This is a genomic window from Paenibacillus sp. TSM33, from assembly GCF_056099025.1.
Map to the genome: position 1 here is coordinate 274564 of NZ_JBLZXB010000018.1, position 25965 is coordinate 300528.

Genomic DNA, 25965 nt, shown 5'->3' on the forward strand with positions numbered 1-25965 from the left:
TATTAGCCTCGTTGTCCAGTGGACCCACGCTGTAGGCGCATTAACGGACGCAATACTCTCTGCAACACGCGCGGGTAGTTGCCCAGCTCGTCCCTACGCAATACACGCAGTACAACCAGCAATATCAAGTAGCATACCAGTACAACCGCTCCGGCAATACAGCACGCGATCAAGAAGGCTACACGCGCTGGCATCAGATGTACCAGCAAAATGCAGGCTTCATTGACCCCGTACCCGATAGCTCCCGAGACTACGACAGCAGTTAGGAAGCCTGCCCAGCGACGGCCCATGATTGAGAAGGAAACAATACCTTTCAGCACACGCAAATTCAACAACGTAATGACGAGAAAACATAATCCGGTGGCGGCAATAATTCCGTAAATTCCAAGCCAACCAGCCAGCAGCCAGCTCGCTGCCAACTTCACGACGATACCAACCATCACATTGACCATTGAAATACGCGGCTTGCCCATACCGATCAAAATCGAGTTAGAGGTCATCATCGTAATCTGAAAGATCGTTCCGAGTGTCAGAACAGCGATAATTCCGCTACCTCCAAGCGAACTGAACAGCAGACCATTAATAGAATAGGCAGTTACACATAAAGCCAGCACTATCGGCATTCCAGTCAGAATAGAAATACGCAAAGCCAGCGTCATCTGATTTTGTAAATGCTGTTCATCCTTACGGGCAAAAGCTGCCGAAATGATCGGAATGAGTGATTGACTGAGTGCAATGGCCAAAATCGGAGGAATACCTGCCACACTCTGTGCCCTAGAGCCTAGATAACCCAACTGAGTAGTCGCCTGATCCAATCCGACTTGTCCAGACAACAGTCTGACCACAATCGACGTATCAATAAAGTTAACCGCTGGAACCGTCAGAGACGACAATACGATGGGAATAGAGAGTTTGAAAATATCCTTGTAAATGCGCATCATCGGCAGCGCGGATCTTTCTTCTTGGAATTGCTCTTGACGATCCTGGCGATCCTGACGACGCAATTTCACCGTGTAATACAGCATGACCGCCAGAGCGCCAAGACTTCCCATGACACCCCCAAAGGAAGCCCCCGCTGCAACCTCACGATCTCCATAGCCAAGCTTCAAAATAATAAAGGCGAGCAGAATTGCGGTTGCTACCCGTGCGACCTGCTCCACAATTTGTGAAATACCGCCTGCGGTCATATTACCGCGTCCTTGGAAGTATCCGCGCATCATGGCAATGGCAGGAAACAACAGCAATGCGGGTGCCAAAGCCTGAATAGCCAAAGCAGACTGCGGAACCCCTGCTACATGCTCAGCAAAATAAGGCGCTCCAAAATACAGCAGTGCCGTAATGATGACACCAGCTACGGCCGCGAATATCAAAGCTGCACGATACACACGTCGCGCTTCCGCAGGCCGATCCAGTGCGTAGCGTTCCGAAACCATTTTGCTCAGTGTGCTGGGAATACCGGCCGTAGCGACCGTGAGCAGCATCAAATAAGCGTTGTTCGCAATGGTGAACGAGGCGTTCCCGACGGAGCCGAGCAAATGCTCCAATGGAACGCGCTGCACCAGACCAAGCACTCTGGCTACCAAGGCGGCAGCGGCTAAAATAAGCGTCCCTTTAAGGAATGTTTCTTTATTGGACAAAATGCGTTCCCTTCTTTCTTGCTGTTCACATGCATGCAAAAGCTCCGCGAAAAACAGTCATGGCCTGAGCCATCACCGGTGCGGAGCCGCATGTCGATTCTGTCTCTGCAAATCTAATAAACGAATCTCAGGTTAAAACACCCAAATTAAGAATACAATAATCATGGCAAGCTGCAAAATTACTTTCATCACGGTGCTGGTAAACAGGCCTAAGACAGAGCCAAAGCCCACTTTTATAGCTCGATCCAGCGGGGCTTTGCCAATTAGCTCACCCAGCACAGCACCGATAAATGGTCCCAAAATCAAACCGAATGCTGGAATAACAAAGGGGCCAATAATAATCCCGACAGTACTGAGGATCGCTGACAGGCGCGAGCCGCCAAATCGCTTGACTCCCCACGCATTCACAGCATAATCCGCAACAAAAAGGGCAACGACGATGAGTGTTTGTATAATCCAAAACAATGCATTGTATGGAGCAAACGAGAAAAACCAGCCGTATACAAAAAATGCAAAATAGATGGCGAGCGCCCCCGGCAATACGGGATATACCGCTCCCGCCATGCCCACAATGAACAGTACAATGACAACAATCCAGCCTAAAACGTCCATGGGCCTCCTCCTTCTCGTCTATTCATCTTGCTTGTGCACCATTCATTTTATTATACAAGCACATAATCACGAATCACTTCTACAATGCCGTCCTCATTATTCGACGCCACGACCACATTAGCGGCTTCTTTTACCGTATCCTGAGCATTCCCCATCGCTACACCCAGTCCAGCCGCTTGAATCACAGCCAGATCATTCAAACTGTCTCCTACGGCAACCACCTGCTCCATGGTAATGCCGAGCAGGTCGCACACTTCAGCGATGCCACTGGCTTTGGATATACCAGCCGGATTAATTTCCAGATTCGTCATCGAAGAATTAGAAATTTCAAGTCCCCCCATCTCCTGAAGCTTGAGCAAAATTTGATGGCGAATTTCATCATTTTCCGTATTATAACCGAATTTGAGCCATTCCTGTGTGTCCAATGTGTCCGGCCAACGATCTCTGTTATATAACTCCTCGGTTGAGTAAGCCCAGAACCAGGAGCCTGTTTCTACGGCAATCTGGTGCATCTTGCGAATAAGCTCCTTATCAAGTAAATAGCGGCGCCACAATTCGTGAGGTGATTTCCATACTTCACTGCCGTTTACAGTTACCATTGGCGTCTCCAGGCCTAGTTGCTGGCCGTAAGGCAAAGCATGCATCGCTGCACGTCCGGTGGACAAGCATACATGAATCCCTTCCTGAATCGCCTTATTAATCCAGTTAATCGTTTCCAAGCTTATTTCATGATTATCGTTCAGTAAAGTTCCATCCATGTCGAGCGCAAGCAGTTTGTATTTATATTGGTTTTCTCCCATGGTCTCTCTTCCTCCTGTTGTCCCTTATGTCCAACGACATTTTACCATGAAAAAGAGAAGCCCACAAAAGTATTCAAGTCCTTAATTCGCTGCAAGAGGCTTTTTGGGAATACCATCAAGCCCGTATACTTCGTCATACGCATCAAATATTTTACGCGCAACCGGTCCCGCGCTCGTCGCACCAAAGCCCCCCTCCGGGATGATAACCGCTACAGCCAGCTTCGGATTTTGGCGCGGAGCAAAAGCGATGAACACACCGTTATCTTTAACCGTACGTCCGACCACCTGCTGAGAAGTCCCCGTTTTGCGGGCATAATCATAGGGAAATCCGTTAAAGGCTTTAACATCGGTAGCCATGCCGCGAATCACAGTATCCCAATACGTATCTGAAAAGGCGACCTCATTCAGCACCTTCGGCTTAAATTCACGCACAATATTCCCCTGGTCATCCACAATTTTACTGACCAAATGAGGCTGCATGCGCTTGCCCTTGGTTGCCAGCACAGTCGTATACTGGGCCAGTTGCATGGCCGTATACTTTCCCTGCTGACCAAAGGATGCCTGTACCAAACGTGTCAGCGCACTTTCATGCTTGCTGGTGTACTCCAGTCTGCCTGCCCACTCGCCCGGCAGATCTACTTCAGTCGGAACGCCTAATCCAAATTCTTTCATATACTTGTCCCATACATCAATTCCCTGATGCACCCCTGCATTACTTCCGTATTTGGCATACAGCGGCTTGCCGATCATATCCACCATAAACGTATTCGACGAGACCTCAATTGCCCTGCTAGGTGTCAAAGTACCATACACATGTCCGCTAGAGTTCCCAACCCGGCTGGAGCGATTTTTGCCGTAGTACGCACTTCCCGTATCCTGATAAGTCTGTCCGGGAGAAAACAGGTTTTCCTTCAACCCGATCAGCACGGTTAGCGGTTTAATGGTTGAACCCAGAATCACCGAGGATTCTGGATGTGGACCCGCTTTTCCGCTAGGTACGGATTTAATTGTTCCATTTCCCATTTTGTGCTGAATTTCGTCATACACTGAAGGCGACGCACTTCCCATTTTCCATACATTCGAGTCATAGTCCGGCATGCTGGCCATTGCTACGATATGTCCGGTCTCTACCTCCATCGCTACAGCGAAGCCAGTAGTTGCATCCGGATGAAGTTTCCCCGATACGGCATGGGTACGAAGCCAGCGGAGTTGATCCATAATGGCCTGTTCGGTTTTCTGCTGAATTTCCTTGTTGATGGTGGAGTATAGATGATGTCCTTTTTCCGGAGGAGTAATGGATTCAATACCCTCCGGCATGCTGCGCGGATTGACTTCTACAGTTTTATATCCGTTTTTTCCTCTCAACTCATCCTGGTACTGAAGCTCCAAGCCATCATATCCGACCGTTTCACTTTCCGTATACGCCTGTGCCGGTTTTAAAACCTCCGAATTAGCTTCATATAGTTCTTTATATTTGGGCCGGTTCGTTCGAGCTCCTTTGAACTTGTACATATATCCAATCGTTTGTACCGCCACCCGATCCGGGTCATAATGGCGTACACTTTCTTCTACAACCTCTACACCAGGGAACTCTGTCCGATGTTCCAGAAAATAAGCGATTTCCTCCCGACTCAAGTCGGATTTGACCAAACGCGGGGTAAATCCCCTATATTGATTATAGTCCGGGTCCAGTCGCTTTTTTATTTCCTCTGCATTAAGCTGCTCTCCTTCGGTACGACCCAGTTCGTTTAATTTGGCAGCAAGCTTGGCAGCAAAAGCATTAAGCTCAGGGAGCAGCTTTTCCCCCGGTTTGCGATCTTTCTCCGTACGTTTGCTATAATCCTTAGATAAAGTTACATACAAGGACTGTACTGGAGTCGAATACGCCAGCTTAACCGTACCTGTGGAGTCATAAATCGTGCCGCGACTCGGGGTTAGGGGAACATTTTTTGTATTTATGGATTGCTGCTCGCCCTTCAGCTCCTCTGATTGTATAAACTGCAATACAGCTAGTCTGGTAATGATCAGGGCAAACAGCACAAAAGCACTAAAAAACAGTAGGTTGGTTCGTAAAACCGTCCGTTTTTTTCGTGACTCTTCATTCTCTTCAACATTTTTCTTTTTAAATGAAAACTTTTTATCCAAACTTCCTCTGTCCATATTAGCTGGTCATTACTCCTTTCAGTTAGGTTTTTATATTCCTGATCCTACCATATCCAAAGCAATAAAAGATGAATTCCCAGATGACAATTTTGTAAGAAAACGTAGAAAAAACATAAAAAAGCTTCCCTCAGCTCAAAGGCTAAGAGAAGCTTTCATGAAATGATATCGTATAAAATGATTATGGCTGTTTGATTGCGTTAGAATCGGTTGCTGTGGCATCCTTTTTCTTAGGTACCCCGTCCAGACCGTACACTTCGTCGTAAGCATCAAATATTTTACGTGCCACAGGTCCGGCGCTCCAAGCTCCGAAGCCTCCTTCAGGAATAACAACGGCTACTGCAAGTTTAGGGTTCTGACGTGGAGCAAAGGCAATAAATACCCCGTTATCTTTTAGTTCTCTGCCTACACTCTGCTGAGATGTCCCCGTTTTGCGAGCAAAGTCATACGGAAAACCTTTAAATGCGCTAACATCTGTTGACATCCCGCGTATGACTTCATTCCAGTATGCATCAGGAAATTTAACTTCATTTAACACCTTCGGTTTAATTGTCTGAATTACATTGCCGTTAGTATCTTTAATTTGGCTGACCAAATGGGGCTCCATCCGTTTGCCCTTGGTAGCCAATACTGCTGTATATTGTGCAAGCTGAAGCGTTGTATATTTACCCTGCTGACCAAAAGAAGCATATGCCAGTTTAGATAATGAGGACTCTTTCGAATTATGAGCATACTCTCTGCGACCAGACCATTCACTTGGTAAATCCACACCCGTAGACACACCTAGCCCAAACTCCTTCATATAGCGGTCCCATACATTCACACCCTGATCTTCCTTGGCATTATTAATGTATTTGTTATACAATCTCTTACCTACCATATCGACCATAAATGCATTCGAGGAATGCCGTATGGCAGAAGCCGGGTCCAAACCGCCATACACGTGGCCAGAAGAATTCCGTACTCGTGAAGAATTGTTACGCCCAAAATAGGCTGCTCCTGTATCCTGGTAGTAAGATGAGGTACTGAATAAACCTTCCTCCAGACCTATTAACACTGAAAGTGGTTTAATGGTGGAACCGAGCAGGACAACTGACTCTGGATGTTGTCCCGGTTGACCTGATCCAAAGGAGCGAATAGTACCATTCAAATACACATTTTGAATTTTTTTATAATTATCACTGGATATATTTCCAGTTTGCCAATAATTCGCATCATAATCTGGCATACTAGCCATAGCAACCACATTTCCTGTATCTACTTCCATCGCTACAGCGAAGCCTGTTTTGGCATAAGGATGAGTCTTGCCAGACACAGCGTGTGAATGGAGCCATCTCAATTGATCCGTAATGGCTTCTTCTGTTTTAACCTGAATCTCTTTATTAATAGTGGAATAAATGTTGTTCCCCTTTTGCGGAGGAGTAACAGAATCTACACCCTCCGGCATATTGCGCGGATCAATCGGAACCGTTTTATAGCCATTTTTCCCTCGTAATTGTTCTTGATATTGATACTCCAGTCCATCAAAGCCAACAGATTCGTTGTCCATATAAATGAGGCCCGGATCATTTTCAGCTGACATGGATTTTTGAATATTCTTATATTTATCCAACGTTTCACGCGCACTTTTATAACTTTTAATATAACCGACCGTTTGAACAGCTACCGTATCAGGATCGTAATGACGTACCGTTTCCTCTACGACATCTACGCCTGGAAACTCACTTTTATGCTCCATAAAATAAGCGACTTCGTCTGGAGTAAGATTGGTTTTAATCAGACGCGGCGTAAAACCGCTAAATCGCTGATAGTTCCGGTCCATAGCATCCATAATTTGCTCTGCCGTCATTTTTGGCTCATCTTTATTGCCATATAGAGCAAATCCATTTGCCAGCTTTTGTGTCATCTTTTCTAGCTCAGGCAACAGCTTCTTATCTGGATTACGCAAATTCTCCATGCTATCACTATAGTTCTTGGAGAGCGTGATATACAGCGATTGTACAGGTGTGGAATACGCCAGTCTGTTCTGCCCGGTTGAATCATAAATCGTTCCGCGAATCGGCGTAAGTGGTACATTTTTGGTAACATTACTGGCCTCCTGCTGCTTGAGCTGAGGTCCATCTACAAATTGAAGTATCGCCAGTCTTACAATTATGACTGTAAATATAATGAACGAGCTGAAAAAGAACAGATTAATCCGGAAGCTAAATCTTTTTCGGTCGGATGTCTCATTGTCTTTTCCTTGCTCGTTGTCCATCTTTCTCATGTGCCCTTTTCCACTCCTTCTTAAATCACTTTATCCTTAATATGTGTTTGGGCAAAACCGGGCGGATTAAACCAGTCTCCACTTTGTGCCCAGGTCGGGTCTAACGGAACCCACTGATCCTGTCCGCTCAAATACACCTCATTCCAGGCATGGGACCCGTACCCTCCCTGTCCGTTGTATCCAAGACCCGTAACGACCTTGACCTGTAGTCCCTGCGAACGAGCCATCATTGAGTACAGGCGGGCATAATCAATGCACACTCCTTTACGTGTATCAAACGTATCTCTGGGAGTCTGTTCATGCCAGTCACCACGTTGCTCATAGGCTTCCACCTTACTGTAATCATAGCTAATGCGGGTGCCTACCCATTCATACAAGGCTCTGGCTTTTTGTTCATCACTGCTAGCCCCTTCTGTAATCTTGGCCGCTGCCTGACCGATATCACTTGGAATGTCTCGGTCAATTATTTCGTATTTGCGCTGCATGATACCATTCAATTCCTTGGTAACAGCCTGCGTAAATACGGGCAGCTTATCCTTAATCAGAGTCCCGGACAACGGCTCAATGACCGATTGCGCACCTTGCTTATAAATCGGCGAAGCTTGTACGTAGCTGCTAAACCCGCTGTCCGGGTACAGACTTACGCCTATGAACAGCAGGGCTATGATCATCATGGCGCGAGCTCCACCAATAAGAGTACCTATTCCGGCCCCTGCCACCCTGCTGAAAAAGCCCGATTTTTTGGGATGCTCATGGAGAGTGGAGTCTGATTTGCCACCTACCATCAGCACATAAATGGCACGCAGTATAAACTGGGCGATAGCATAACTGAGCATGAACAATACGGCGAATCGCAGCAGCGGAAAACCCTCTATCCCCGCCACAAGCGTATAATAAAATTGCTCAATCCCACTTAGTTTTCGCTGTGGCAAATGCTCCATGTAAGCTGCCAGCCATTGTTGCACCTTCGGTGAAAGCCACATGGCTAATCCGAGCGAGCACAAAATACCCGCCACAGTGAGTATGCCATCCACAATGAGACTAAACAGCGCACCTACAGATCTGGAGGCCCCTCGCCTCCACCCCTGTATCAACGACAATGCTACGATGGCGATCAGAAACACCGTCACGCCATTCCAATGAAGAATAGACTCCAGCAAGGATGGGTTCATTGTGTTCCTCCTGTCTTTACGGCGACTGTGGCGGCTGTGCAGCAGCCAAGTCTTTCGCGCTTTCGATATATTTCTTGACTGTGTCACTCATACTCCATTCGCCCAGCGACATTCCCTGAAACCATACCTTGACCTTGTCCCCCTCAAACGGACCTTTTACTTCCAGGTTGGAACTGGTCACTGTAAATGTACCATCTCCGTTGGAGGTGTATTTGGCATTTTGCCCCTCTTTTATCATCATGTTCAAAGCCTCGCTCTGAACCTTGTTAATTGCATCATCCTTTGCCTGAGTCACGACCTTGCCAACCTGTTCAAAGGAAATACCACTGTAGACTAGCAAGCCTACAATCACAACAATGACGATCAGCCATTTTACGAGAGTTCTTACGACCTTCAAAATCACTAACAATAGGACAAGCCCAATCAATATATACAGCCAGTTATCCTGAACGATCTGCCAATTATGTTCCAAAAACTCTGTCCAGACGTTCTTATCCATTTCGCTACACTCCCGTTTTCAACTGCATGATTCAAATTGCAAATTTGTCTCTGTAATTATACATGATTACGCAATGTCCTGTCAGCTTAGGTCTTATACATACCTTGTCTTTCAATTCTTGTCCATACAAAGTGGTCTATGTTCGTCCAATCCGGCGTACAACTTAGGAAGGGCCAATACGAAGTAACATGAAAGTTTACATTAGGGAAAGGGGGTCATTCAACATGAAAACAGCCCTCTGGCTGTATCTCTTTTTATTCATTGCCTTTTTTGATCTGCATGCACAATATCCTATTTTGACGCCATTCGCCATCTCTCTAGGGGCAGCTCCTACCTTTATCGGTTGGATGATGGGGATTTACTCTCTGACTCACCTGCCTGGAAATTTGATGGCAGGTCCCAAAGTCGACAAACACGGCAGTCGCCGATATATTATGTTCAGCCTGACAGCTGCAGGCCTGATCCTGATCATTCAATCGTACATCCATACACCGTGGGAATTACTTTTTCTGCGTGCGATTAGTGGTTATGTGTTGGCCTTTTTATCTCCAGCCTGTCTAGCCATGCTGGCGCAACTGTCCGATCATCCAGTTACGCAAGGCAAATATATGTCGGGACACGGTGTCGTCCACACGTTGGCCTCTGTTCTATCTCCAGCCGCAGGCGCATTTATCGTAGCCAGCTTTGGCTTTAGCGAAACATTTAGTTCCCTTGGCATCATTCTCGTAATCACGGGTCTTATGGCTTATTTTACCTTACCCAAAAAAGCACCTGCTCCGCAGGCCCAATTATCTGATGGTCATGCGACACCTGCTCCACTGTCGGCAGTACAGACGCGGTTACCATTCAATTGGCGTTACCTGCTTCTACCTTTTGTTTTGGCCTGCGCACAAGGCATTTTATTTTACGAGATCCCATTACGCAATAACGGTTCTGCGTCTATGATGTCCACCGGATTGCTCTTTTCCATCATCAGTTTGGGAGCACTCTGTACGCTCAGTTTGCTTTTTCTGAACAAATACTCACCGATGGTAAGGCTACTTTGTGGCATTATTCTGATGTCTTTAAGCTTCTACGCACTCGCCACCACGCCCGAAGCGACCATAGGGATCATCCTGTTTATTTTGGGAACAGCCAAAGGCGTCATTTTTCCAGCGCTGGCCTCTCTTTTCATACGAATCGGAGGGGCACGATTGGGCAGAACCTTTGCCCTGCAATCCATAGCAACGTCTATCGGCTCCTTTGCCGGGCCTGTACTGGCGGGTCAGCTTCCGGATCACATTTCTCCTTTTTTTATCGCATTTCTGATTCTGATGACTGGTCTGTTATTCGTTCCCTTTCAGCGATTATCTCCTACACCACCACTGTCTGCTTCGGGTCCTTACCACTCCTAGTTACAACTAAGGGACATGCTGGGATGTTACTTTTAAAGCCCAAAATATGTTCTAGAGGGCGCATGCACAGTACCTTATAACCCACTCAACATAGATTAATTTGACTGAACAATTCAATACAAAGGGAGGTGCAGCCCGTGAGCCACTGTCATCCTGTAAGCCCTTGCCCTGTTTTTGGAACTTCAACTGGTACCATTCTTGTTCTTTATATTCTGCTTGTCATCATTCTTCGTACTTGCTGGTTCTAATGTCTGATGTGCCCTAATATGTCGGATTTGTACCCATGCCTGCCACTTCTGGCAGGCTGTTTTATTGTTTTTTGCATGAGACCCCCGTTTAGAGCTAAACTATACACATATTCCTTCATTTCCCGGGGAATTTCGAGCATAGGCATCAAGCAAGGGGTGAGCAAAATGGCGATAACCGTGATCGTCGAAGGAAAAAATGACCGTAGTAAACTTCGCCGATTACTTGACCCGGAGGTCAATATTTTATGCACCTTCGGCACACTGAACTCTATAAAACTGGAATCCCTCCGCCAACGGACCAAGCACGACGAAATATATTTATTTATGGACAACGACAGTTCAGGAAAAAAAATAAGAGGTGTGCTTGCAGACGCCTTTCCAGATGCACTTCATATGTATACTCGCAAAGGCTATGCTGGCGTAGAAGGTACTCCGGATGAATATGTGATCGCCCAGCTGGAAAAAGCAGGGCTTGAGGAATACATTATATACCCTCCTGTTCTTTAGTCCTACAAATAACAAAAAAGCTGTCCTCAGGCCAATTTTAGCGCCTGTTGGACAGCGAATATAGTGTAACATCACCAATGCTACTATGATTGGTATTAGAATTTATGAACCGTATCAACGATCATTAGTAAAAAGCTGAGTGTCAGATGGTTAATGGAAAAGAAAAATACCTTTTTTGCCCAAGAATCTGTTTCTTCTTCCTTAATCGTAAAGCCTTTAAACGCATAAAACGCCCAAAGCACGGACAATAACACGGACACAATCATAAAAATCATACCGGCATATCCATAAGCATACATAAGGATGGGTACCGGAATCAGTAGCACAATATAAGGAATCATCTGAATTTTAGTCCGATGGATGCCTTTCACGACTGGCAGCAATGGAAATCCTGCTGCACGATATTCCTCGACTCTGCGAATGGCAAGTGCCCAGAAGTGTGGCGGTTGCCATAAGAACAATAGTGCGAATAAGAGCCAAGCCCCCATGTCAATACGACCTGATGCAGCCACATAACCAATTACTGGAGGCATAGCCCCAGAAATACCGCCAATGGATGTACTCCATGTAGACGAACGTTTCAACCAGAGAGTATAAATACCAACGTAGACAAACATACCTAATATGCCCAATAGTCCTGCCTTCACACCAGAGAAGGAGAATAAAACAGCCAATCCGACGATGCCCAAAATAATAGCGTATGACAACACCGTTGTAGGGGTCAGACGCCCTGTTGGCAAAGAGCGATTACGTGTCCGCTCCATCTTCAAATCCAACTCACGGTCAAAGTAGTTGTTAAAGACACAAGAAGACGCCATAACCAGCATTGTACCTAAAAGTGTAAGAATTAACTTTATATAGTCAACGTCCCATTGCGATGCTAACCAAAAACCACCGAAGGCTGCAACCAGATTAGTACGAAGGATGCCTGGCTTAGTCACTGTAATAAAATCTTTCCAAGTGCCCGCCTTGCCGGGTGGTTTAGATTTTACAGAATAGGTAGCCGCATCCGAAGAAGTCTTATAACCAATATTATCCATTGTGAGTAACTCCCCCTTAGAGATGTATGAATTCGGGAGTAAGTTGAACTCCGATATAAATTTTATCATATACCCACCCTAAAAAGTTTGACAGAAAACGCACAAAACGTTCACAATTCAGATGGCAAATCGCCCCTGCTGATCGTTTACAGTAAAATTGGGTAGTAATAAGTACAGGAAACAATACAAAAGGAGCGACAGATATGGATACAGCCACACACTTTGTCATGGGAATCGGATTGGCCGGGCTGGCCTACACTGATCCTGTCGTCGCCGGAGATCCAAAGCTGGCCGCAGTCGTACTGCTCGCCACGGTCGTAGGGTCACAAGCTCCGGATTTTGACACTTTGCTTCGGTTGAAGAACAATGCAGCCTACATTCGCAATCACCGTGGACTGTCGCATTCAATTCCCTTCTGGTTGATATGGATCTTGTCCATCACGGGACTGATTTGCCTGATCTTCAGGGATGTGCCCTCGGGTCATATAGCATTATGGGTAACGATTGCCGTCTGCCTGCACGTATTCACAGACTTATTCAATACGTACGGAACCCAGGCATTTCGGCCGTTTACGAATAAGTGGATATCTTGGAATATCATCCATATTTTTGACCCCTTTATTTTCGGCACCCATGTTGCTGCGATCATGCTGTGGATCACCGGATTGGTTCCGCCTGCTCCCTTATTTATTACGCTGTACGTTATTATTGGCCTGTATTACATTTGGCGAACCTGGAGTCATTTTATTACCAAAAAAGCGGTACGTGATATGGACAATAAGCGTCAGGAGGGCGACACCTATTATATCATTCCCACCGTATCATGGAACCGGTGGCATGTGGTAAAAGCTCATCAGAATGGAAGCTATGACATTGGCGGATTAAATGGTAAGCATTTATTTTGGACAAAACACGCAACTCCATCCACACACCCAGCCGTAGAAGCCTCCAAAGCCTATCGCGATGTGCAAGCATTTCGCTATTTTTCCTCCTTTGCCGTTGCCGAGGTGGAAGAACTGGAGTGGGGCTATATTGTGCGATGGGGAGACGTCAGATATCGACACCGGAGGCAATATCCATTTGTGGCGGTGGTCGCGATGGATAAGCAATTCGGACTGATCAACAGTTATATTGGATGGCTCAGTGACGAAAAAATGCAAAAACGTCTTTCCCTGCATACGAATTAAAAATATTTACAAGCTAACAATAAGCCGAGTTAATTACAGACAGCATGTCTCTTTTAAAAAGGGGGCTTGCTGTTTTTTTTGACCATTCTCGTAAAAAAAAGCATCTCATGTAAGCGCCCTCTTGACGAAGCAGACTGACGTGATTCACAATGGTCATAAGCATGCGCAAAAAAATCCGGAGCATGTTCGCTCCGGATTTTCTTCATCACAGCTGCCAATAATACAGCTTCCAAGATGGGAGTGTTAATGGTATTACTGCAATCGGCTGCTGCCCGACAAGGATTGTTCTGCTTGTTGGACCAGCTTTTTCGTGATGTATCCCCCAAGAGAACCTGTTTCGCGGGAAACGACATTACCGAAGTAACCGTCCTGAGGGATGGTGATGCCAAGTTCTTGAGCTGCCTCATATTTTAATTGTTGTAAAGCGGCGTTGGCCTGCGGTACTTGCAGGTTGTTTGAACGACGTCTGCTCATATTTGAATCTCCTTTCAGTTCTTTGTGAGTGAGGTTCATTGCAAGCTTGCAAGATTATTATGGCTCACTTACATCTACTTATTCCTGAAATTCAACATTCGAAGGCTGGAGGTTTTTACCATGAGCAAAGGTCTATCCCTATGGTTCGCCGTATCATCCATTGTCCTGCTGACAGCAGCCGCTATCTCCATCAGCTATTCTGCATGGCTTGCAATATTACTGGGACTTTTATCTGTCGGCAATATCGGCTGGGGCTTTGTAATCAAGGCCCGACAACGTCGCTCTTAAGTCAATTTGTAAAAGACCCGATATGTCTTGTTTTCAATAACCTCTAGCGTAGACGTGGCAAAAAGCCCATGCGCTCTTTGACCGCAGACAGCGTGACTTCAGCAGCTTCTTGAGCACGCTCTGCGGATTGGGCCAAAATATGCCCAATTTCACCGGATTCCCGGATATCGCGATAGCGCTGTTGAATCGGTTCAAGCATAGCTACAACCGTCTCTGCCAGTTCTTTTTTAAATGTCCCGTACATTTGGCCTTCATAGCGATCCTGCACTTCTTGGAGCGACAAACCAGAACATTGGCTGTAAATGCCCATCAGATTACTAATTTCCGGTTTATTGGCCGGATCATATCTAACCTCACTGCCCGAATCGGTAGTAGCGCGGCTGATTTTTTTGCGTATGACTTTTGGATCGTCCAGCAGCGCAATAAAACTGCCTGCATTCGGATTACTCTTACTCATTTTTTTGGATGCATCATCCAGGGACATAATTCTCGCCCCTACTTCAGGGATATACGGCTCGGGAACAGTAAAATAATCTCCATAACGGTGATTAAAGCGGCCCGCCAAATCACGTGTCAGCTCCAGATGCTGTTTTTGGTCGTCGCCTACTGGGACAAGGTCTGCATTGTAGAGCAAAATGTCAGCTGCCATCAATGACGGATATACGAACAGCCCTGCTCCTACAGAATCCTTGCCAGCAGCTTTGTCCTTAAACTGAGTCATACGCTCCAGCTCGCCCATATTCGTCAGTGTTGTCATCAACCATCCCAGCTCAGCGTGCTGAGGAACATGGGATTGTAAAAAGACATTGGATTTCTCTGGGTTAATACCCGCTGCGATAAATAATGCCGCTACCGCCTCCGACTGCTCACGTAATTGAGCTGGTTCCTGCGGTACAGTAATCGCATGAAGGTCTACGACCATAAAGTAACATTGATGATCCTCTTGCAATTTGACAAAGTTTTTCATTGCGCCGATGTAATTACCCAAAGTAAGTTGCCCACTAGGCTGAATACCTGAAAGTACGGTTTTCATATTCTTCCTCCTTCGATTATTTCAATATTTTAGAACGCAAAAAGGCCCCGCATCCTCAAGGGACGCGAGACCGTGGTACCACCCTTATTCATTGCTGTCAGCCTATGAGTTGTCGGAGCTATCCTCCGTGGCCGCTGCAATCTTGAAGCTCCGTTAACGAGGAGCAATCGGCCGTCATACTGAGGAAAGTAAAATCCTGTTCTGTACGGCACTCCAAGGTCCATTCAGCAGTGCAGGCTCACCGGTTCTCATCCACCACCAGCTTTCTGAAGAGCTTATGCAAAAGCTTACTTGTCCTCATCATCGTGTTAACCATGTCATTTCTTTCTAAGCTACATTAATGATAATTCCGCTTACTGTTATTGTCAAATGACGATTGTGCCATATGACCAAAAATCTGTTATCATAATGACACGAAGCTTCAACCGATTATAGTGGACAAAGGAGCATGAATATGAAACAAGTGACCAAAGAACACTGGAACGGTTACGACACGTATGTTTTACATAGTGGTGAATTGGAAGTTACAATGATCCCCCGTCTCGGAAATAATATTATCTCCGTGCGTGATCTGAAGCTGAACCGGGATATCGTACGTAAACCTGGCGAGGAAGAATTGGCATTTTATTTACAAAAGCCATATCATTTTGGCTTACCTATTTTGATTCCTCCTGGCCGAATTCGCAAAGGACAATTCGAGTTTGACGGCATCCCATATCAATTCGACCGTAATACAGCCAACGACAATCATATACACGGTCTGCACCGCAATCAATCCTGGCGTTGCAGCGATATTGAAGAGGATGAAGAAGGTTGCAGTGTAGCAACCGAGCTTCTGACAGAAAGTGATCCGCACTGGATGGAACAATACCCCATTCCTTTGCGGCTAGAAATGACGTATCGTTTGCAAGGCCCCGTATTAAGTCAAACGCTGCGCGTCACAAATGTAGGTAAAAAAACAGCTCCTTTCGGCTTGGGATACCACACTTGGTTTATGGTAGATGGAGAGCCTGAGCGCTGGCGTCTAAAGCTGCCGGTGAATGGAGTATACGAACAGGATGCCGAGCAGCTACCTACAGGTGTTATTACTTCTCTAGATCATTTGGAACAGCTCTCCTCAGGTCTATCTTTGAAAGGAACAAATTTGGATACGGTACTGCGAGCAACGGAAGGCCCTGCTGAAGCTGTTTTGACTCGTGATGATGGCTATCAAATCCGCTACACAGCAGATGAGCAATACTTTAAGTATTGGGTACTGTATACCAAAGGGGAATGTGATCAGTATCTTTGTATTGAGCCTTATACCTGGCTGTCTGATGCTCCCAATTTTCCTGACCCAGTCGCAGATGGTGGGCTGATTCGTCTGGAGCCTCAACAATCCATCGACCTCAAAACTCAGATTCATATCATATATCCGTAATTTCCCTATAGTCACTTTTCTTCCTTCGGCGCATATTTTCATAACTCTGTCGCATACTAACCTCATCACAGCCGAAGGAGGTGACTACACATGTATGAAGCCAATCAAGGCAGAGGACGTCGTAGCAATACTCTGGTCGTTCCTCAAGCCAACAACGCATTGCAACAATTGAAATATGAAGCTGCGCAAGAACTGGGCATCACCATTCCGGCAGACGGTTACTATGGTGATATGCCGTCCCGTGAAGCTGGGTCTCTGGGAGGCTATATCACTAAACGCTTAGTACAGCTGGCCGAACAGCAATTATCAGGTCGTTCAGGTCAATAAGCGTCATTATTCCACATGAGCATTCCGTTATCGTAATTTACCAAAATGCGTTATAACGGGTATATAACAAAAGCGGTCTTCCTTCGGAAGGCCGCTTTTCTTTGCTCTTTTTAGTATCGATGATTATTCAGATTTAGCCGCGCGATATGTAGGCTTGTTATAGCGGATCATGAGATTCGCCATGTTGTAGTTGGACTCTAATGTTGCATCTACCAAGATTGTTCCTTGTCTGATGGCAAAATCGAAAGCAATCTCACCATGAGTCCAGCTACGCTTGTGATTTAGCGTTTCCAGGGCCATACGCCGAAAATGGTCCCGATGCTGTACAGATAACCCTGGTTCTACTGCTGCAAATGTGCCACCTTTGCCTGCAATTGGATTATGCCGAATCCCAAATTTACCAACCACATTGTTCCGTATTTGTACAAATACGATACCTGACGATAAACCTGCCAATTCATTATCCAATTCTTTAAAAACAATATCCATCTGCCTCGCCAACGACAATTGACCTACTTCTTCCATCTAAAAACCCTCCTATATACCTTATATAAAAATATTTAATAGGTCTTACGACTCAATTATATGCCAATGTTTTTAAGCTTACAATCAAATTCAACATAATTGGGTATTAATAACTATTTTCTAAGTATATCCATCATTTTAAATTTCGCTAACAGGTAGTGTCAATTGTACTTCGACATTTTGCGACTTTATTCATCATCCTCTGCAAAAATTACAAAAAAGGCCCCCCTTACGGGAGACCTTCCAAAATGTAACTCGGTTATTTTGTCATTTGCAAAAATTGCTCAATATCCTGAACAGTAACTTGTGCGGCGTTGCGCCAGAAGTCAGCCTGTGTTAAATCGCTACCCATGTGCTTGGAGGCCAGTTCTTCTACTGTCATGCGACCTGTATCACGCAGCAAGGCATCATATTGGTCGGCAAAGCCATCCGGATTTTCCTTCGCAAAAGCGTAAATCCCTGCACTGAACATATACCCGAATGTGTATGGGAAGTTATAAAAAGGAGTTTCTGTAATATAGAAGTGCAGCTTGGAAGCCCAAAAATGAGGATGAGCCTCATCCAAAACCCCACAAAACGCTTCACGCTGTGCTTCTTCCATCAACTCGCTTAATTGCTGTGCTCCTACAACACCTTTTTTCCGCAGCTCGTAAAAGCGGGTTTCAAACAGGAAACGGGCATGAATGTTCATAAAGAAGGCTACACCACGCTGAATTTTATCCTCCAGCAAAGCTATCTTCTCCTGACCCTCAGCAGCTTCCAACAAAGCATCTGATACAATCAGTTCTGCCAGCGTCGATGCCGTCTCAGCCACGTTCATAGCATAATTTTGATTCAATGGATGCAATTCATTCATCACATGCTGATGATAACCGTGTCCTAGCTCATGGGCCAGTGTCGAAACGTTAGATGGTGATCCGGCATAGGTCATAAAAATACGGGTTTCTTTGCTTAGACGTAGAGATGTACAAAACCCGCCCGGACGCTTGCCTGGACGATCCTCTGCTTCGATCCAGCTTTTCTCAAAAGCCATCTGGGCAAAGTCAGCCATTCTCGAACTAAATTTACCAAATTGCTCAACAATCGTTGCAGCTGCATCGTCGTAAGGGATTTTAGTGGTCGATGTTCCCAGCGGAGCTTCAATGTCATGCCATGACAGTTTTTCTAAGCCTAGCAGCTTGGCTTTCCGCTCCAGGTATTTGACTACAATAGGCTTTGTTTCATTAATCACCTTCCACATCGTATCCAACGTTTGGGCTGACATACGACTGATTTCCAGCGGTTCCTTGAGCACGTCTGTCCAGCCTCGGTTTTCATATAGCTTGAGGCGAAAGCCTGCCAGATGATTCAGCGTATCGGCACAATAGTCCTCCACCTGAGTCCATGCCTCTTCCCAACGTGCAAATACGTCCTTACGTACGCTGCGATCTGCTTCATCCAGTTTATTCGCTGCCTGACCTACAGACAGGTGTACAATCTCACCGTTTTCAGGCACCGGGATCGTCATATTTTTGACAATGGTATCATAAAAGTCACCCCAGCCATGGTAACCATCCACTGCCAAATCCAATGCAAGGCTTTCCAGCTCAGGAGCCATTTTTTCGCGCGCTTCGTTCCGGTATTCCGTCAGGACAAAAGAAATTGGCTTGATTGCTTCGCGCTCCATCCACTTCTGCCAAATGTCTTCACTGGTTTGTGCCAGCAAGTTCTGGAAAGCGACTAAAGCACTTTTTCCTTGGGCATACAACGAATTGACACGCGCCCCCAGTTGAACAGCCAGCTTGTCATGCTGATTTTGAGCAGTTAAACAAGATACAAAAGAACCTGCCTGCGATGCTCCATTAAACAGCTCCTGTATGCTATTCAGAACACTATCCAGACGCTCGGTATCCAACACCGTTTGTGGCACTTTGGCTACTTTAAGCTGGGATTGCAGCTGTTGGACCTTGCTCTCCAGTTCTTCCAAAAATGCATGAAATGAGGCAGAGGAAGAGCCTCCGCTAAAAATTGATTCCAGATCCCATGTTTGCTTTAACGGTGTTTTCATAATAGTTCCACCTTTCTTTTTTGGCGAATTCATGTGGTTTCATATACAATAAAGCTACATCGTGATGGTACAATCACTACAATTAGGAGGAAAACAGGATGAGACCCTTACAAATTTCGCCGGAAACGGCTGTGAAATTATCCGAAAAACTCGGCATTCCGCTGGAACACCTTATGCATACACCCCAGCACATTTTGATGCAAAAGCTGGCCGAACTGGCTAAAGAAGAAACCGCTGGCTCGAACGGCGGAGAATCGGACAAATCATGATTCCTTTTGATAAAACCTGGCCTTATGACATTGTCATGGGAGATGTTTATGTACAGTCTTGTCCGTTTTGCAACCACGATAACGTCTTGCTGCCCCTGAAGCCCAAAGAGCTTAAGCTCATTCATGAAGGCATGAAAAAGCTGCTTGTGTTTCCATGCTGTCATAACAAGGTTACTTTGGTGGATTGTGACGACGATTATTTGCTGTCAGATACCACGTTGCGCCATCATTAATTATGAGCAGTTGCAAGATAAAATAACTCGTTTTACAAACAAGGTGTGAACCATGAGCCTAAATTGGTCATAGTGCACACCTTTATTTCTTCAAGAGGAGCTTGCGTTTTGCATTTCCTCAGGTAGCTGGAAGTTTTTTGCCAGCATTTGTTCACGCAGGACAGACCACTGTTCACGAGAAGCTCTAATCATCGCTGCATCCATAATTTTCTTGTCATTAATGACACGCGAAAACCAGCGCACTGCTTCGTTAAAGTTACCCGTACGTCGATGCAGTTCACCAATCAGATAAAGCAGTTTGGCATTATTCGCACCGACACCCTCCAGCTCATAGACTCGAACATAGGAATCCAAACTAAATTTGAGAAAGCGAAGTTCCTGCTCCTCATTCCCCTGGTATCTGTACATCCATGCAATATGCTGCAATAGACTGGCTACTACGCGTTCCTTTTCTCCGATGACCTGTGCACAGAGTAAACCCAACTTGTACGTTTCTAACGCCTCTTCCCAGCTACGATGCCCGCCATATTCGCGAGGCTGCCAGCGATTGCCGATTTTATTCTTAAATAACTTGGTTTGCTGATCGCTTAACTGAACGGTAGAGTGCTCTGTCGAAGTAAATCCACAATGAGGACAGACCCGTACGACATAAAAATCCGGATTTTCGTTCTTATAATAAGCGCAAAAATCTGAATCGGTACGAATAGCCTTCTTTAGGCTTGGTCTGACACGGGATGTCTGAAATTCTTGTTCGCATTGCGGGCAGACGATTTTGATCTGATATAACGGTTCAAGTTCCAATGTTTTTACAACCCTCTCCAAAATTCGGCAATCCCCGAAAGCTTACGGGGTATTTACAAAATGATGCGCAGGACCGGACAAACGACTAAGTATGATGGAACGAAGCGGCTCCTCAATTCCCGTATCCGTTAACGCATCTGCCATACAAGACAACCATGCCTCTGCTCGCTCCTCCGTCACGGGGAACTTCATATGTCTGGCACGTAACATCGGATGACCATATGCATCAGAAAAGAGGGACGGCCCTCCAAAAAACTGGCTGAGGAACATAAACTGCTTTTCCTTTACCGGCTCCATGTCTTTAGGAAACAGGGGACTTAACAACGGATCTTTATAAACTCTCGGGTAGAAGGCCTCAATAATAGCACGAATACCTTCCGCACCCCCAAGGTTGTCATAAATGCTCAGGCTAGGATTCACTTTTCCTCCAACTTTCTGTGCTATGGTAATAAATATACACTCGTATTATAACAAAAAACAAAAAATGACGCTAAAAATAAGCGTCATTTTATCAATTTAACATATGAAGAGGTTTGCTTCGCTGCTCATCGCTTCGTCATCATGAATACTACTAATAACTCCGCCAATCCTCTTCACCGGGATGGACGAGAGAGGCACGAATTACATACACAAAAGCACATACAAACAGACCGGCAACGATACTCATCCTGATCACTCCATCCTTAGGGTTATGGAATCGTTGTTTTTTTATTTTAACATACTCTTTACAAAAAAACAGCATTCCATGTAATCGTTTTCTTTACTTTTTTGTACTCTTTGTCCATCCCCGCGACATAGGTATAATAGTACAACTCCAAAGGAGGGGCCTCTATGTCGCTGTACCGCCGTTACTCGCTTCCCCTGCTCATTCTTATGCTGCTATTCCTATTCATACTGATGGCCGCGTATCCGCAATCTTCTCTGAGTGCCGGGCTTCGGGGTCTTGCCATCTGGTGGGACGTGCTATTCCCGTCCTTATTCCCATTTTTCGTTATTTCCGAGCTTCTTCTCGGCTTTGGAATTGTTCATTTCATAGGTGCGCTACTGGACCCACTGATGCAGCCTCTATTCCGTGTACCTGGCTGCGGGGGGTTTGTCGCTGCGGTCAGCTGTGCATCAGGCTATCCTATAGGAGCCAAATTAACCGCTAAGCTGTGGGAGCAAAAATGGATCACGCGCATTGAAGGTGAACGTTTGGTCGCGTTTACGACTTCCTCTGATCCGATATTTCTGATCGGTGCTGTTTCTGTCGGCTTCTTCCACCAACCCGAAATTACACTCGTACTGGGAGCGGCCCATTACGGTGGCGTACTCATCATCGGACTGCTCATGCGCTTCCATGGTTCCCGTTCAGAAAAAAACGATATTCGCAGCGAGCGCTCTCTACCTCCTCAAAAAGCCTGGTCGAAGTCTGCTAACATCATAACAACAGGTCGCAATAAGCAGCCTGGACCACTCCGCCAAGCATTATATGCCATGCATACAGCACGTTTGGAAGACGGCCGTCCATTGGGTGAGTTGCTTCGTCAGGCGATTGCTTCCTCCCTACGTCTTATTATTGTCGTAGGAGGGCTGGTTGTATTCTTCTGCGTCATTTTAGAAGCTTTGACGAACTCCGGCTTAATGAGCGGGCTTCATCTGCTTACGGCTAGCCTATTGTCTGCCTGTGGTCTTCCTCCTACATTAACAGAGTCGATCGTAGGTGGTATTTTTGAAGTCACGTTAGGTGCGCAAGCTGCAGGCGAAGCCGCAACAGCGGCATTACCGTTCAAGGTAGCCGCAGCAGCTTTTGTTCTCTCCTGGGGCGGGCTATCGGTTCATGCACAGGTTGCAAGTATTTTAAATATGACGAATCTCCGCTATATGCCATTTTTGCTGGCCCGAGCTGCGCACGGGATCATCTCTGCACTGCTTGCTCTCGTGTTATGGCGCCCCTTAATGGGGCAGGGAAGCTCTCCGGTGTTTTCTCCTGCACACGATATTGCATGGTCCCCTGGCTTCTCGTCCGCTATGCTGCTGCAAAGTCTGTTGCTTCTTGCCTGTATACTGGCCGGAATGCTGGCTCTCTCCTGGTTAAGCGTGGGTACACGTCGCTTATTCATACGATTGAAAGGCGCACACCGGCAATGAACGATTGTGTTCTTGCTCATAATTGATTATGATCGATATATACCCATGACAAAGGAGCTTTTCATCTTGAGATATTATGTTCTGGATCGCGGGGATCAGCACTCCATGGACTTGAGTCAGCAATTTCACCGTCTTGCCCAAGAAAAGAATTTCAAGCTGGATGCCGAATCGCCGGAAATCGTCGTGTCTATTGGAGGCGATGGTACGATGCTTCATGCGTTTCATACCTTCATTGACCGCATTCCGGATATTGCCTTTGTTGGTGTACATACCGGACATCTGGGCTTTTACGCAGATTGGCGTGCGGACGAGCTGGAGGAGCTAATCCACCTGATGAGCCAAAGCGGATCTGAGGGCCCGCTTAACCCGAGAATCGTTAAGTATCCACTGATTGAGTTGGAAATTCACAAGAAGTCAGGCAATGCTTCTTTTATTGCCCTAAATGAGTTTACATTAAAAGGGGTAGATGGCACGGTCGTTGCCCAAGTAGATATTAACGATATCACTTTCGAGATGTTCCGTGGTGATGGGATATGTGTTTCTACACCTTCAGGAACAACCGCCTATAATAAAGCACTTGGCGGAGCTATGGTTCACCCTACCATCGAAGCATTGCAATTAACTGAGATCGCTTCCATTAATAACCGTGTGTATCGGACACTGGGATCACCACTGCTACTACCAAAACATCATCATTGTGATATTTTTTCACGGAAAGATCAGCGTCTTTTACTGACAGTAGATCACCTGAACTTTCCTGTGGATGACTTAATCTCTGTTCGATGTCAGGTGGCAAGTCAGAAAATCAGCTTCGCTCGTTACCGTCCTTTCCCATTTTGGGATCGGGTACGAAACGCTTTTCTCAATTAGAACTTGTAAAAGAGCCGACCTCGGCTCTTTTTTTAATCGATCAGGAGGACAATCCCCCACTTTAAAACATGCAAAAAGTTGGTCATATACCATTGCTGGCTTAGGAGAAACTTACAAACAAAACGGCTCCTGAAATTCAGGAACCGTTTTGCTGTGGAGATGTGAATGTTTTATTTTTTTGACGCTGGCCCTCGGGTTCACGCGAGACACGAACTTGCCGTCCCTCCCGATTTTCCTTTGGTTGGCGATCATAGCGTGGCCCACGCGATTCTTTTTTATCGAAATTTCCTTGCGGATTGCGTTGCCTACGTGGTTCACGGGCTTGCTGCCCTTCCCCCGAACTTCGCCCATCCTTTGCTTCACGCGGTTCCCTTGGCTGGCGCGAATCACGTGCTTCACGCTGCCGATTTCCTTCACGTCCTTCTCTGGATGGGCGACTTTCACGAGCTTCACGCGGCTGTCGTTCACGTACATCCTGAGCATCCTTCGGTTCCCTGCGTTGCAACTCGCGTGGTTCGCGGGCTTCTGAAGGTTGCTCCACTCGTGACTCCTCTGGAGTTGTGGAATCCTGCTGTGGTTGCGGCCATTCCGTTTGTCGAGCTGTAGGCTGCGAACCTTCTTGACGCTCTTCGAAATCTAACGTCCCCGCTTGTTCCCTTTGAGCATCTACCAACTGCTGGATGTCGGGAGGAACGAAGTCATCACTGGTGCCATTCTTATTTTCAACTTCACGGCTTTTTTGCAGCACAAAATAGGCACAGCCAAAATTACAGTATTCATTAATATAATCGTCCAATACCACAATGGATGTATCCTTATTGGCTTTGGGGTGCCCCTCTCGATAAAACCCCTTCAAACGCAACTGATTGTAACCCCAATCGCCAATAATATAATCATAGCGATCCAACACTTCACTATATCGATCACGAAAAGCTTCGGGATTCCATCCGTTCTTGTGATCCTGCAACACTTCATAGTTTTTACCACCGATTTGAAACAAGCTATTCTGACCGCCTTTCCCGGATCAAACCTGCGAAAGGGCGCTTTCTTCCTTATGCTGAGCGGCCGACTTCACCTGCTCATGCGCTTGGTAGGAGCTGCGGACCATCGGACCGGATTCGACGTGGCTGAATCCTCGCTGTAATCCCTCTTCCTTTAACTTCGCAAAATCTTCCGGTGGATAATATTTTTGCACATATAAATGTTTCTCGGATGGCTGCAAGTATTGGCCAATTGTCATAATGTCACAATCGACTTTACGCAGATCATCCATGGTTTGTAAGATCTCGTCCCACTCTTCTCCGACACCTAACATGATGCTTGATTTCGTTGGGATCTCCGGATTTAATTGCTTTGCACGTTGAAGCAGTTCCAGAGAGCGATGGTATTTTGCTTTAGCCCGAACCTTATCGGACATGCGCTCCACCGTTTCAATATTATGATTCAGAATATCCGGCTTGGCATCCATGACGATTCGCAGCGACTCAATGTCGCCCATAAAGTCAGGAATCAATACTTCTACACTGCAAAGAGGTAATCGGCGGCGAATCGCACGAACCGTTTCTGCAAATATTGTAGCGCCCCCATCTTTCAAATCATCGCGGGCCACACTGGTTACGACACAGTGTTTTAAATTCATGTTCTCAGCCGCTTCCGCGACGCGTTCAGGCTCCTGCAAGTCCAGTTCCGTTGGCATTCCCGTATTTACTGCGCAAAAACGACACGCACGCGTACAAATATCACCCAAAATCATAAATGTAGCTGTCCTGTTGGCCCAGCATTCATATATATTAGGGCATCGTGCCTCCTCACATACGGTATGTAATGTCTTGGAACGCATCATGCTCTTGATTTCCTGATAGTTATCGCCTGTCGTAAGTTTAATACGAATCCAATCGGGTTTAGCTTCCTTCACTTTTTTAGACAATGGCATAGACCTTCTTTCTGATAAGCTTAAGCTGTCATTGCCATACATTATAGCATGAAAGCCATGGAAAAACCTCCATTCATTGTTCCCTTTTTGATA

26 protein-coding genes, 1 pseudogene and 1 other annotated feature are annotated in these 25965 nt (G+C 46.1%); of the genes and pseudogenes, 11 read left to right on the plus strand and 16 right to left on the minus strand.

Features of this window, described 5'->3' with window-relative positions; genetic code table 11:
- Nucleotides 1-2 precede the first annotated feature (2 nt).
- The 7 genes from ACN6NF_RS20320 to ACN6NF_RS20350 form a co-directional block, all read right to left on the minus strand.
- Nucleotides 3-1637 carry a putative polysaccharide biosynthesis protein gene (locus ACN6NF_RS20320; RefSeq protein WP_474319321.1) on the minus strand — a complete coding sequence of 545 codons (1635 nt, stop codon included), beginning with the start codon at nucleotides 1635-1637 and terminating at the stop codon, nucleotides 3-5.
- A 132-nt stretch (nucleotides 1638-1769) separates the two neighbouring features.
- Nucleotides 1770-2249 carry a DUF456 domain-containing protein gene (locus ACN6NF_RS20325; protein ID WP_102998170.1) on the minus strand — a complete coding sequence of 160 codons (480 nt, stop codon included), beginning with the start codon at nucleotides 2247-2249 and terminating at the stop codon, nucleotides 1770-1772.
- A 50-nt stretch (nucleotides 2250-2299) separates the two neighbouring features.
- Nucleotides 2300-3049 carry a Cof-type HAD-IIB family hydrolase gene (locus ACN6NF_RS20330; protein ID WP_474319322.1) on the minus strand — a complete coding sequence of 250 codons (750 nt, stop codon included), beginning with the start codon at nucleotides 3047-3049 and terminating at the stop codon, nucleotides 2300-2302.
- Between the two features lie 81 nt (nucleotides 3050-3130).
- Nucleotides 3131-5209, minus strand: a complete 2079-nt coding sequence (locus ACN6NF_RS20335; RefSeq protein ID WP_474319323.1) for a peptidoglycan D,D-transpeptidase FtsI family protein — start codon at nucleotides 5207-5209, stop codon at nucleotides 3131-3133.
- A 181-nt stretch (nucleotides 5210-5390) separates the two neighbouring features.
- Nucleotides 5391-7475, minus strand: coding sequence for a peptidoglycan D,D-transpeptidase FtsI family protein (locus tag ACN6NF_RS20340; RefSeq protein ID WP_474319325.1), 2085 nt, complete (start codon nucleotides 7473-7475; stop codon nucleotides 5391-5393).
- Nucleotides 7476-7495: 20 nt separating this feature from the next.
- Nucleotides 7496-8647 carry a transglutaminase domain-containing protein gene (locus ACN6NF_RS20345; protein WP_474319327.1) on the minus strand — a complete coding sequence of 384 codons (1152 nt, stop codon included), beginning with the start codon at nucleotides 8645-8647 and terminating at the stop codon, nucleotides 7496-7498.
- 16 nt (nucleotides 8648-8663) lie between these two features.
- A complete protein-coding gene (locus ACN6NF_RS20350; protein WP_474319329.1) occupies nucleotides 8664-9146 on the minus strand; it encodes a hypothetical protein in 483 nt (160 codons plus the stop codon).
- Between the two features lie 224 nt (nucleotides 9147-9370).
- Here ACN6NF_RS20350 and ACN6NF_RS20355 point away from each other — a divergent pair, with 224 nt between their 5' ends.
- The 3 genes and pseudogenes from ACN6NF_RS20355 (at nucleotide 9371) to ACN6NF_RS20365 (ending at nucleotide 11295) form a co-directional block, all read left to right on the plus strand.
- Nucleotides 9371-10540, plus strand: a complete 1170-nt coding sequence (locus tag ACN6NF_RS20355) for an MFS transporter (RefSeq protein ID WP_474319330.1) — start codon at nucleotides 9371-9373, stop codon at nucleotides 10538-10540.
- A gap of 179 nt (nucleotides 10541-10719) precedes the next feature.
- Nucleotides 10720-10788: pseudogene (locus tag ACN6NF_RS20360) on the plus strand (YjcZ family sporulation protein); the annotation flags it as partial.
- A gap of 165 nt (nucleotides 10789-10953) precedes the next feature.
- Entirely contained in the window at nucleotides 10954-11295 is a 342-nt protein-coding gene (locus ACN6NF_RS20365; RefSeq protein ID WP_040102932.1) for a toprim domain-containing protein, read from the plus strand.
- A gap of 95 nt (nucleotides 11296-11390) precedes the next feature.
- Here ACN6NF_RS20365 and cyoE read toward each other — a convergent pair whose 3' ends face one another.
- Nucleotides 11391-12335 carry a heme o synthase gene (gene cyoE / locus ACN6NF_RS20370; protein WP_474319331.1) on the minus strand — a complete coding sequence of 315 codons (945 nt, stop codon included), beginning with the start codon at nucleotides 12333-12335 and terminating at the stop codon, nucleotides 11391-11393.
- 203 nt (nucleotides 12336-12538) lie between these two features.
- Between cyoE and ACN6NF_RS20375 the strand changes: the two genes are divergently transcribed.
- Nucleotides 12539-13522, plus strand: coding sequence for a metal-dependent hydrolase (locus tag ACN6NF_RS20375; protein ID WP_474319332.1), 984 nt, complete (start codon nucleotides 12539-12541; stop codon nucleotides 13520-13522).
- Between the two features lie 252 nt (nucleotides 13523-13774).
- On the opposite strand, the gene ACN6NF_RS20380 is transcribed toward ACN6NF_RS20375, so the two are convergent.
- On the minus strand, nucleotides 13775-13996 hold the full coding sequence (locus tag ACN6NF_RS20380; protein WP_013311857.1) for an alpha/beta-type small acid-soluble spore protein: 222 nt from the start codon (nucleotides 13994-13996) through the stop codon (nucleotides 13775-13777).
- Between the two features lie 120 nt (nucleotides 13997-14116).
- Between ACN6NF_RS20380 and ACN6NF_RS20385 the strand changes: the two genes are divergently transcribed.
- Complete coding sequence (locus tag ACN6NF_RS20385; RefSeq protein WP_016324694.1) at nucleotides 14117-14284, plus strand: hypothetical protein; 168 nt, start codon at nucleotides 14117-14119, stop codon at nucleotides 14282-14284.
- 43 nt (nucleotides 14285-14327) lie between these two features.
- On the opposite strand, the gene trpS is transcribed toward ACN6NF_RS20385, so the two are convergent.
- On the minus strand, nucleotides 14328-15317 hold the full coding sequence (gene trpS, locus ACN6NF_RS20390; RefSeq protein WP_016819987.1) for a tryptophan--tRNA ligase: 990 nt from the start codon (nucleotides 15315-15317) through the stop codon (nucleotides 14328-14330).
- A 55-nt stretch (nucleotides 15318-15372) separates the two neighbouring features.
- Nucleotides 15373-15630: a binding site (T-box leader), on the minus strand.
- Between the two features lie 141 nt (nucleotides 15631-15771).
- On the opposite strand from trpS, the gene ACN6NF_RS20395 reads away from it, so the two are divergent.
- Both ACN6NF_RS20395 and ACN6NF_RS20400 read left to right on the plus strand, forming a co-directional pair.
- Nucleotides 15772-16737 (plus strand): aldose epimerase family protein, encoded by a 966-nt coding sequence (locus tag ACN6NF_RS20395; protein ID WP_474319404.1) that lies wholly within the window; start codon nucleotides 15772-15774, stop codon nucleotides 16735-16737.
- Between the two features lie 90 nt (nucleotides 16738-16827).
- Nucleotides 16828-17064 carry an alpha/beta-type small acid-soluble spore protein gene (locus ACN6NF_RS20400; protein ID WP_013372934.1) on the plus strand — a complete coding sequence of 79 codons (237 nt, stop codon included), beginning with the start codon at nucleotides 16828-16830 and terminating at the stop codon, nucleotides 17062-17064.
- 123 nt (nucleotides 17065-17187) lie between these two features.
- Here the strand turns inward: ACN6NF_RS20400 and ACN6NF_RS20405 are convergent, their stop codons facing one another.
- Together ACN6NF_RS20405 and ACN6NF_RS20410 are read right to left on the minus strand one after the other, a co-directional pair.
- Nucleotides 17188-17589 carry an O-methyltransferase gene (locus ACN6NF_RS20405; RefSeq protein WP_474319334.1) on the minus strand — a complete coding sequence of 134 codons (402 nt, stop codon included), beginning with the start codon at nucleotides 17587-17589 and terminating at the stop codon, nucleotides 17188-17190.
- 259 nt (nucleotides 17590-17848) lie between these two features.
- A complete protein-coding gene (locus ACN6NF_RS20410) occupies nucleotides 17849-19636 on the minus strand; it encodes a M3 family oligoendopeptidase (protein ID WP_474319335.1) in 1788 nt (595 codons plus the stop codon).
- A gap of 98 nt (nucleotides 19637-19734) precedes the next feature.
- On the opposite strand from ACN6NF_RS20410, the gene ACN6NF_RS20415 reads away from it, so the two are divergent.
- Nucleotides 19735-19905 (plus strand): YycC family protein, encoded by a 171-nt coding sequence (locus ACN6NF_RS20415; protein ID WP_080683342.1) that lies wholly within the window; start codon nucleotides 19735-19737, stop codon nucleotides 19903-19905.
- A complete protein-coding gene (locus ACN6NF_RS20420; protein WP_013372938.1) occupies nucleotides 19902-20138 on the plus strand; it encodes a hypothetical protein in 237 nt (78 codons plus the stop codon). Before ACN6NF_RS20415 ends, ACN6NF_RS20420 begins: the two co-directional genes overlap by 4 nt.
- A 90-nt stretch (nucleotides 20139-20228) precedes the next feature.
- Here ACN6NF_RS20420 and ACN6NF_RS20425 read toward each other — a convergent pair whose 3' ends face one another.
- Both ACN6NF_RS20425 and ACN6NF_RS20430 read right to left on the minus strand, forming a co-directional pair.
- Nucleotides 20229-20939, minus strand: a complete 711-nt coding sequence (locus ACN6NF_RS20425) for a DUF2225 domain-containing protein (RefSeq protein WP_474319336.1) — start codon at nucleotides 20937-20939, stop codon at nucleotides 20229-20231.
- Between the two features lie 42 nt (nucleotides 20940-20981).
- Entirely contained in the window at nucleotides 20982-21359 is a 378-nt protein-coding gene (locus tag ACN6NF_RS20430; protein WP_013372940.1) for a globin domain-containing protein, read from the minus strand.
- 411 nt (nucleotides 21360-21770) lie between these two features.
- On the opposite strand from ACN6NF_RS20430, the gene ylbJ reads away from it, so the two are divergent.
- Nucleotides 21771-23069: a sporulation integral membrane protein YlbJ gene (ylbJ, locus tag ACN6NF_RS20435; RefSeq protein WP_474319337.1), complete on the plus strand. Its 1299-nt coding sequence runs from the start codon at nucleotides 21771-21773 to the stop codon at nucleotides 23067-23069.
- Between the two features lie 66 nt (nucleotides 23070-23135).
- Complete coding sequence (locus ACN6NF_RS20440) at nucleotides 23136-23939, plus strand: NAD kinase (protein ID WP_013372943.1); 804 nt, start codon at nucleotides 23136-23138, stop codon at nucleotides 23937-23939.
- 136 nt (nucleotides 23940-24075) lie between these two features.
- Here ACN6NF_RS20440 and ACN6NF_RS20445 read toward each other — a convergent pair whose 3' ends face one another.
- Entirely contained in the window at nucleotides 24076-24939 is an 864-nt protein-coding gene (locus tag ACN6NF_RS20445; protein ID WP_474319338.1) for a YutD family protein, read from the minus strand.
- A 24-nt stretch (nucleotides 24940-24963) separates the two neighbouring features.
- A complete protein-coding gene (lipA, locus tag ACN6NF_RS20450; RefSeq protein WP_474319339.1) occupies nucleotides 24964-25866 on the minus strand; it encodes a lipoyl synthase in 903 nt (300 codons plus the stop codon).
- Between the last annotated feature and the right edge of the window lie 99 nt (nucleotides 25867-25965).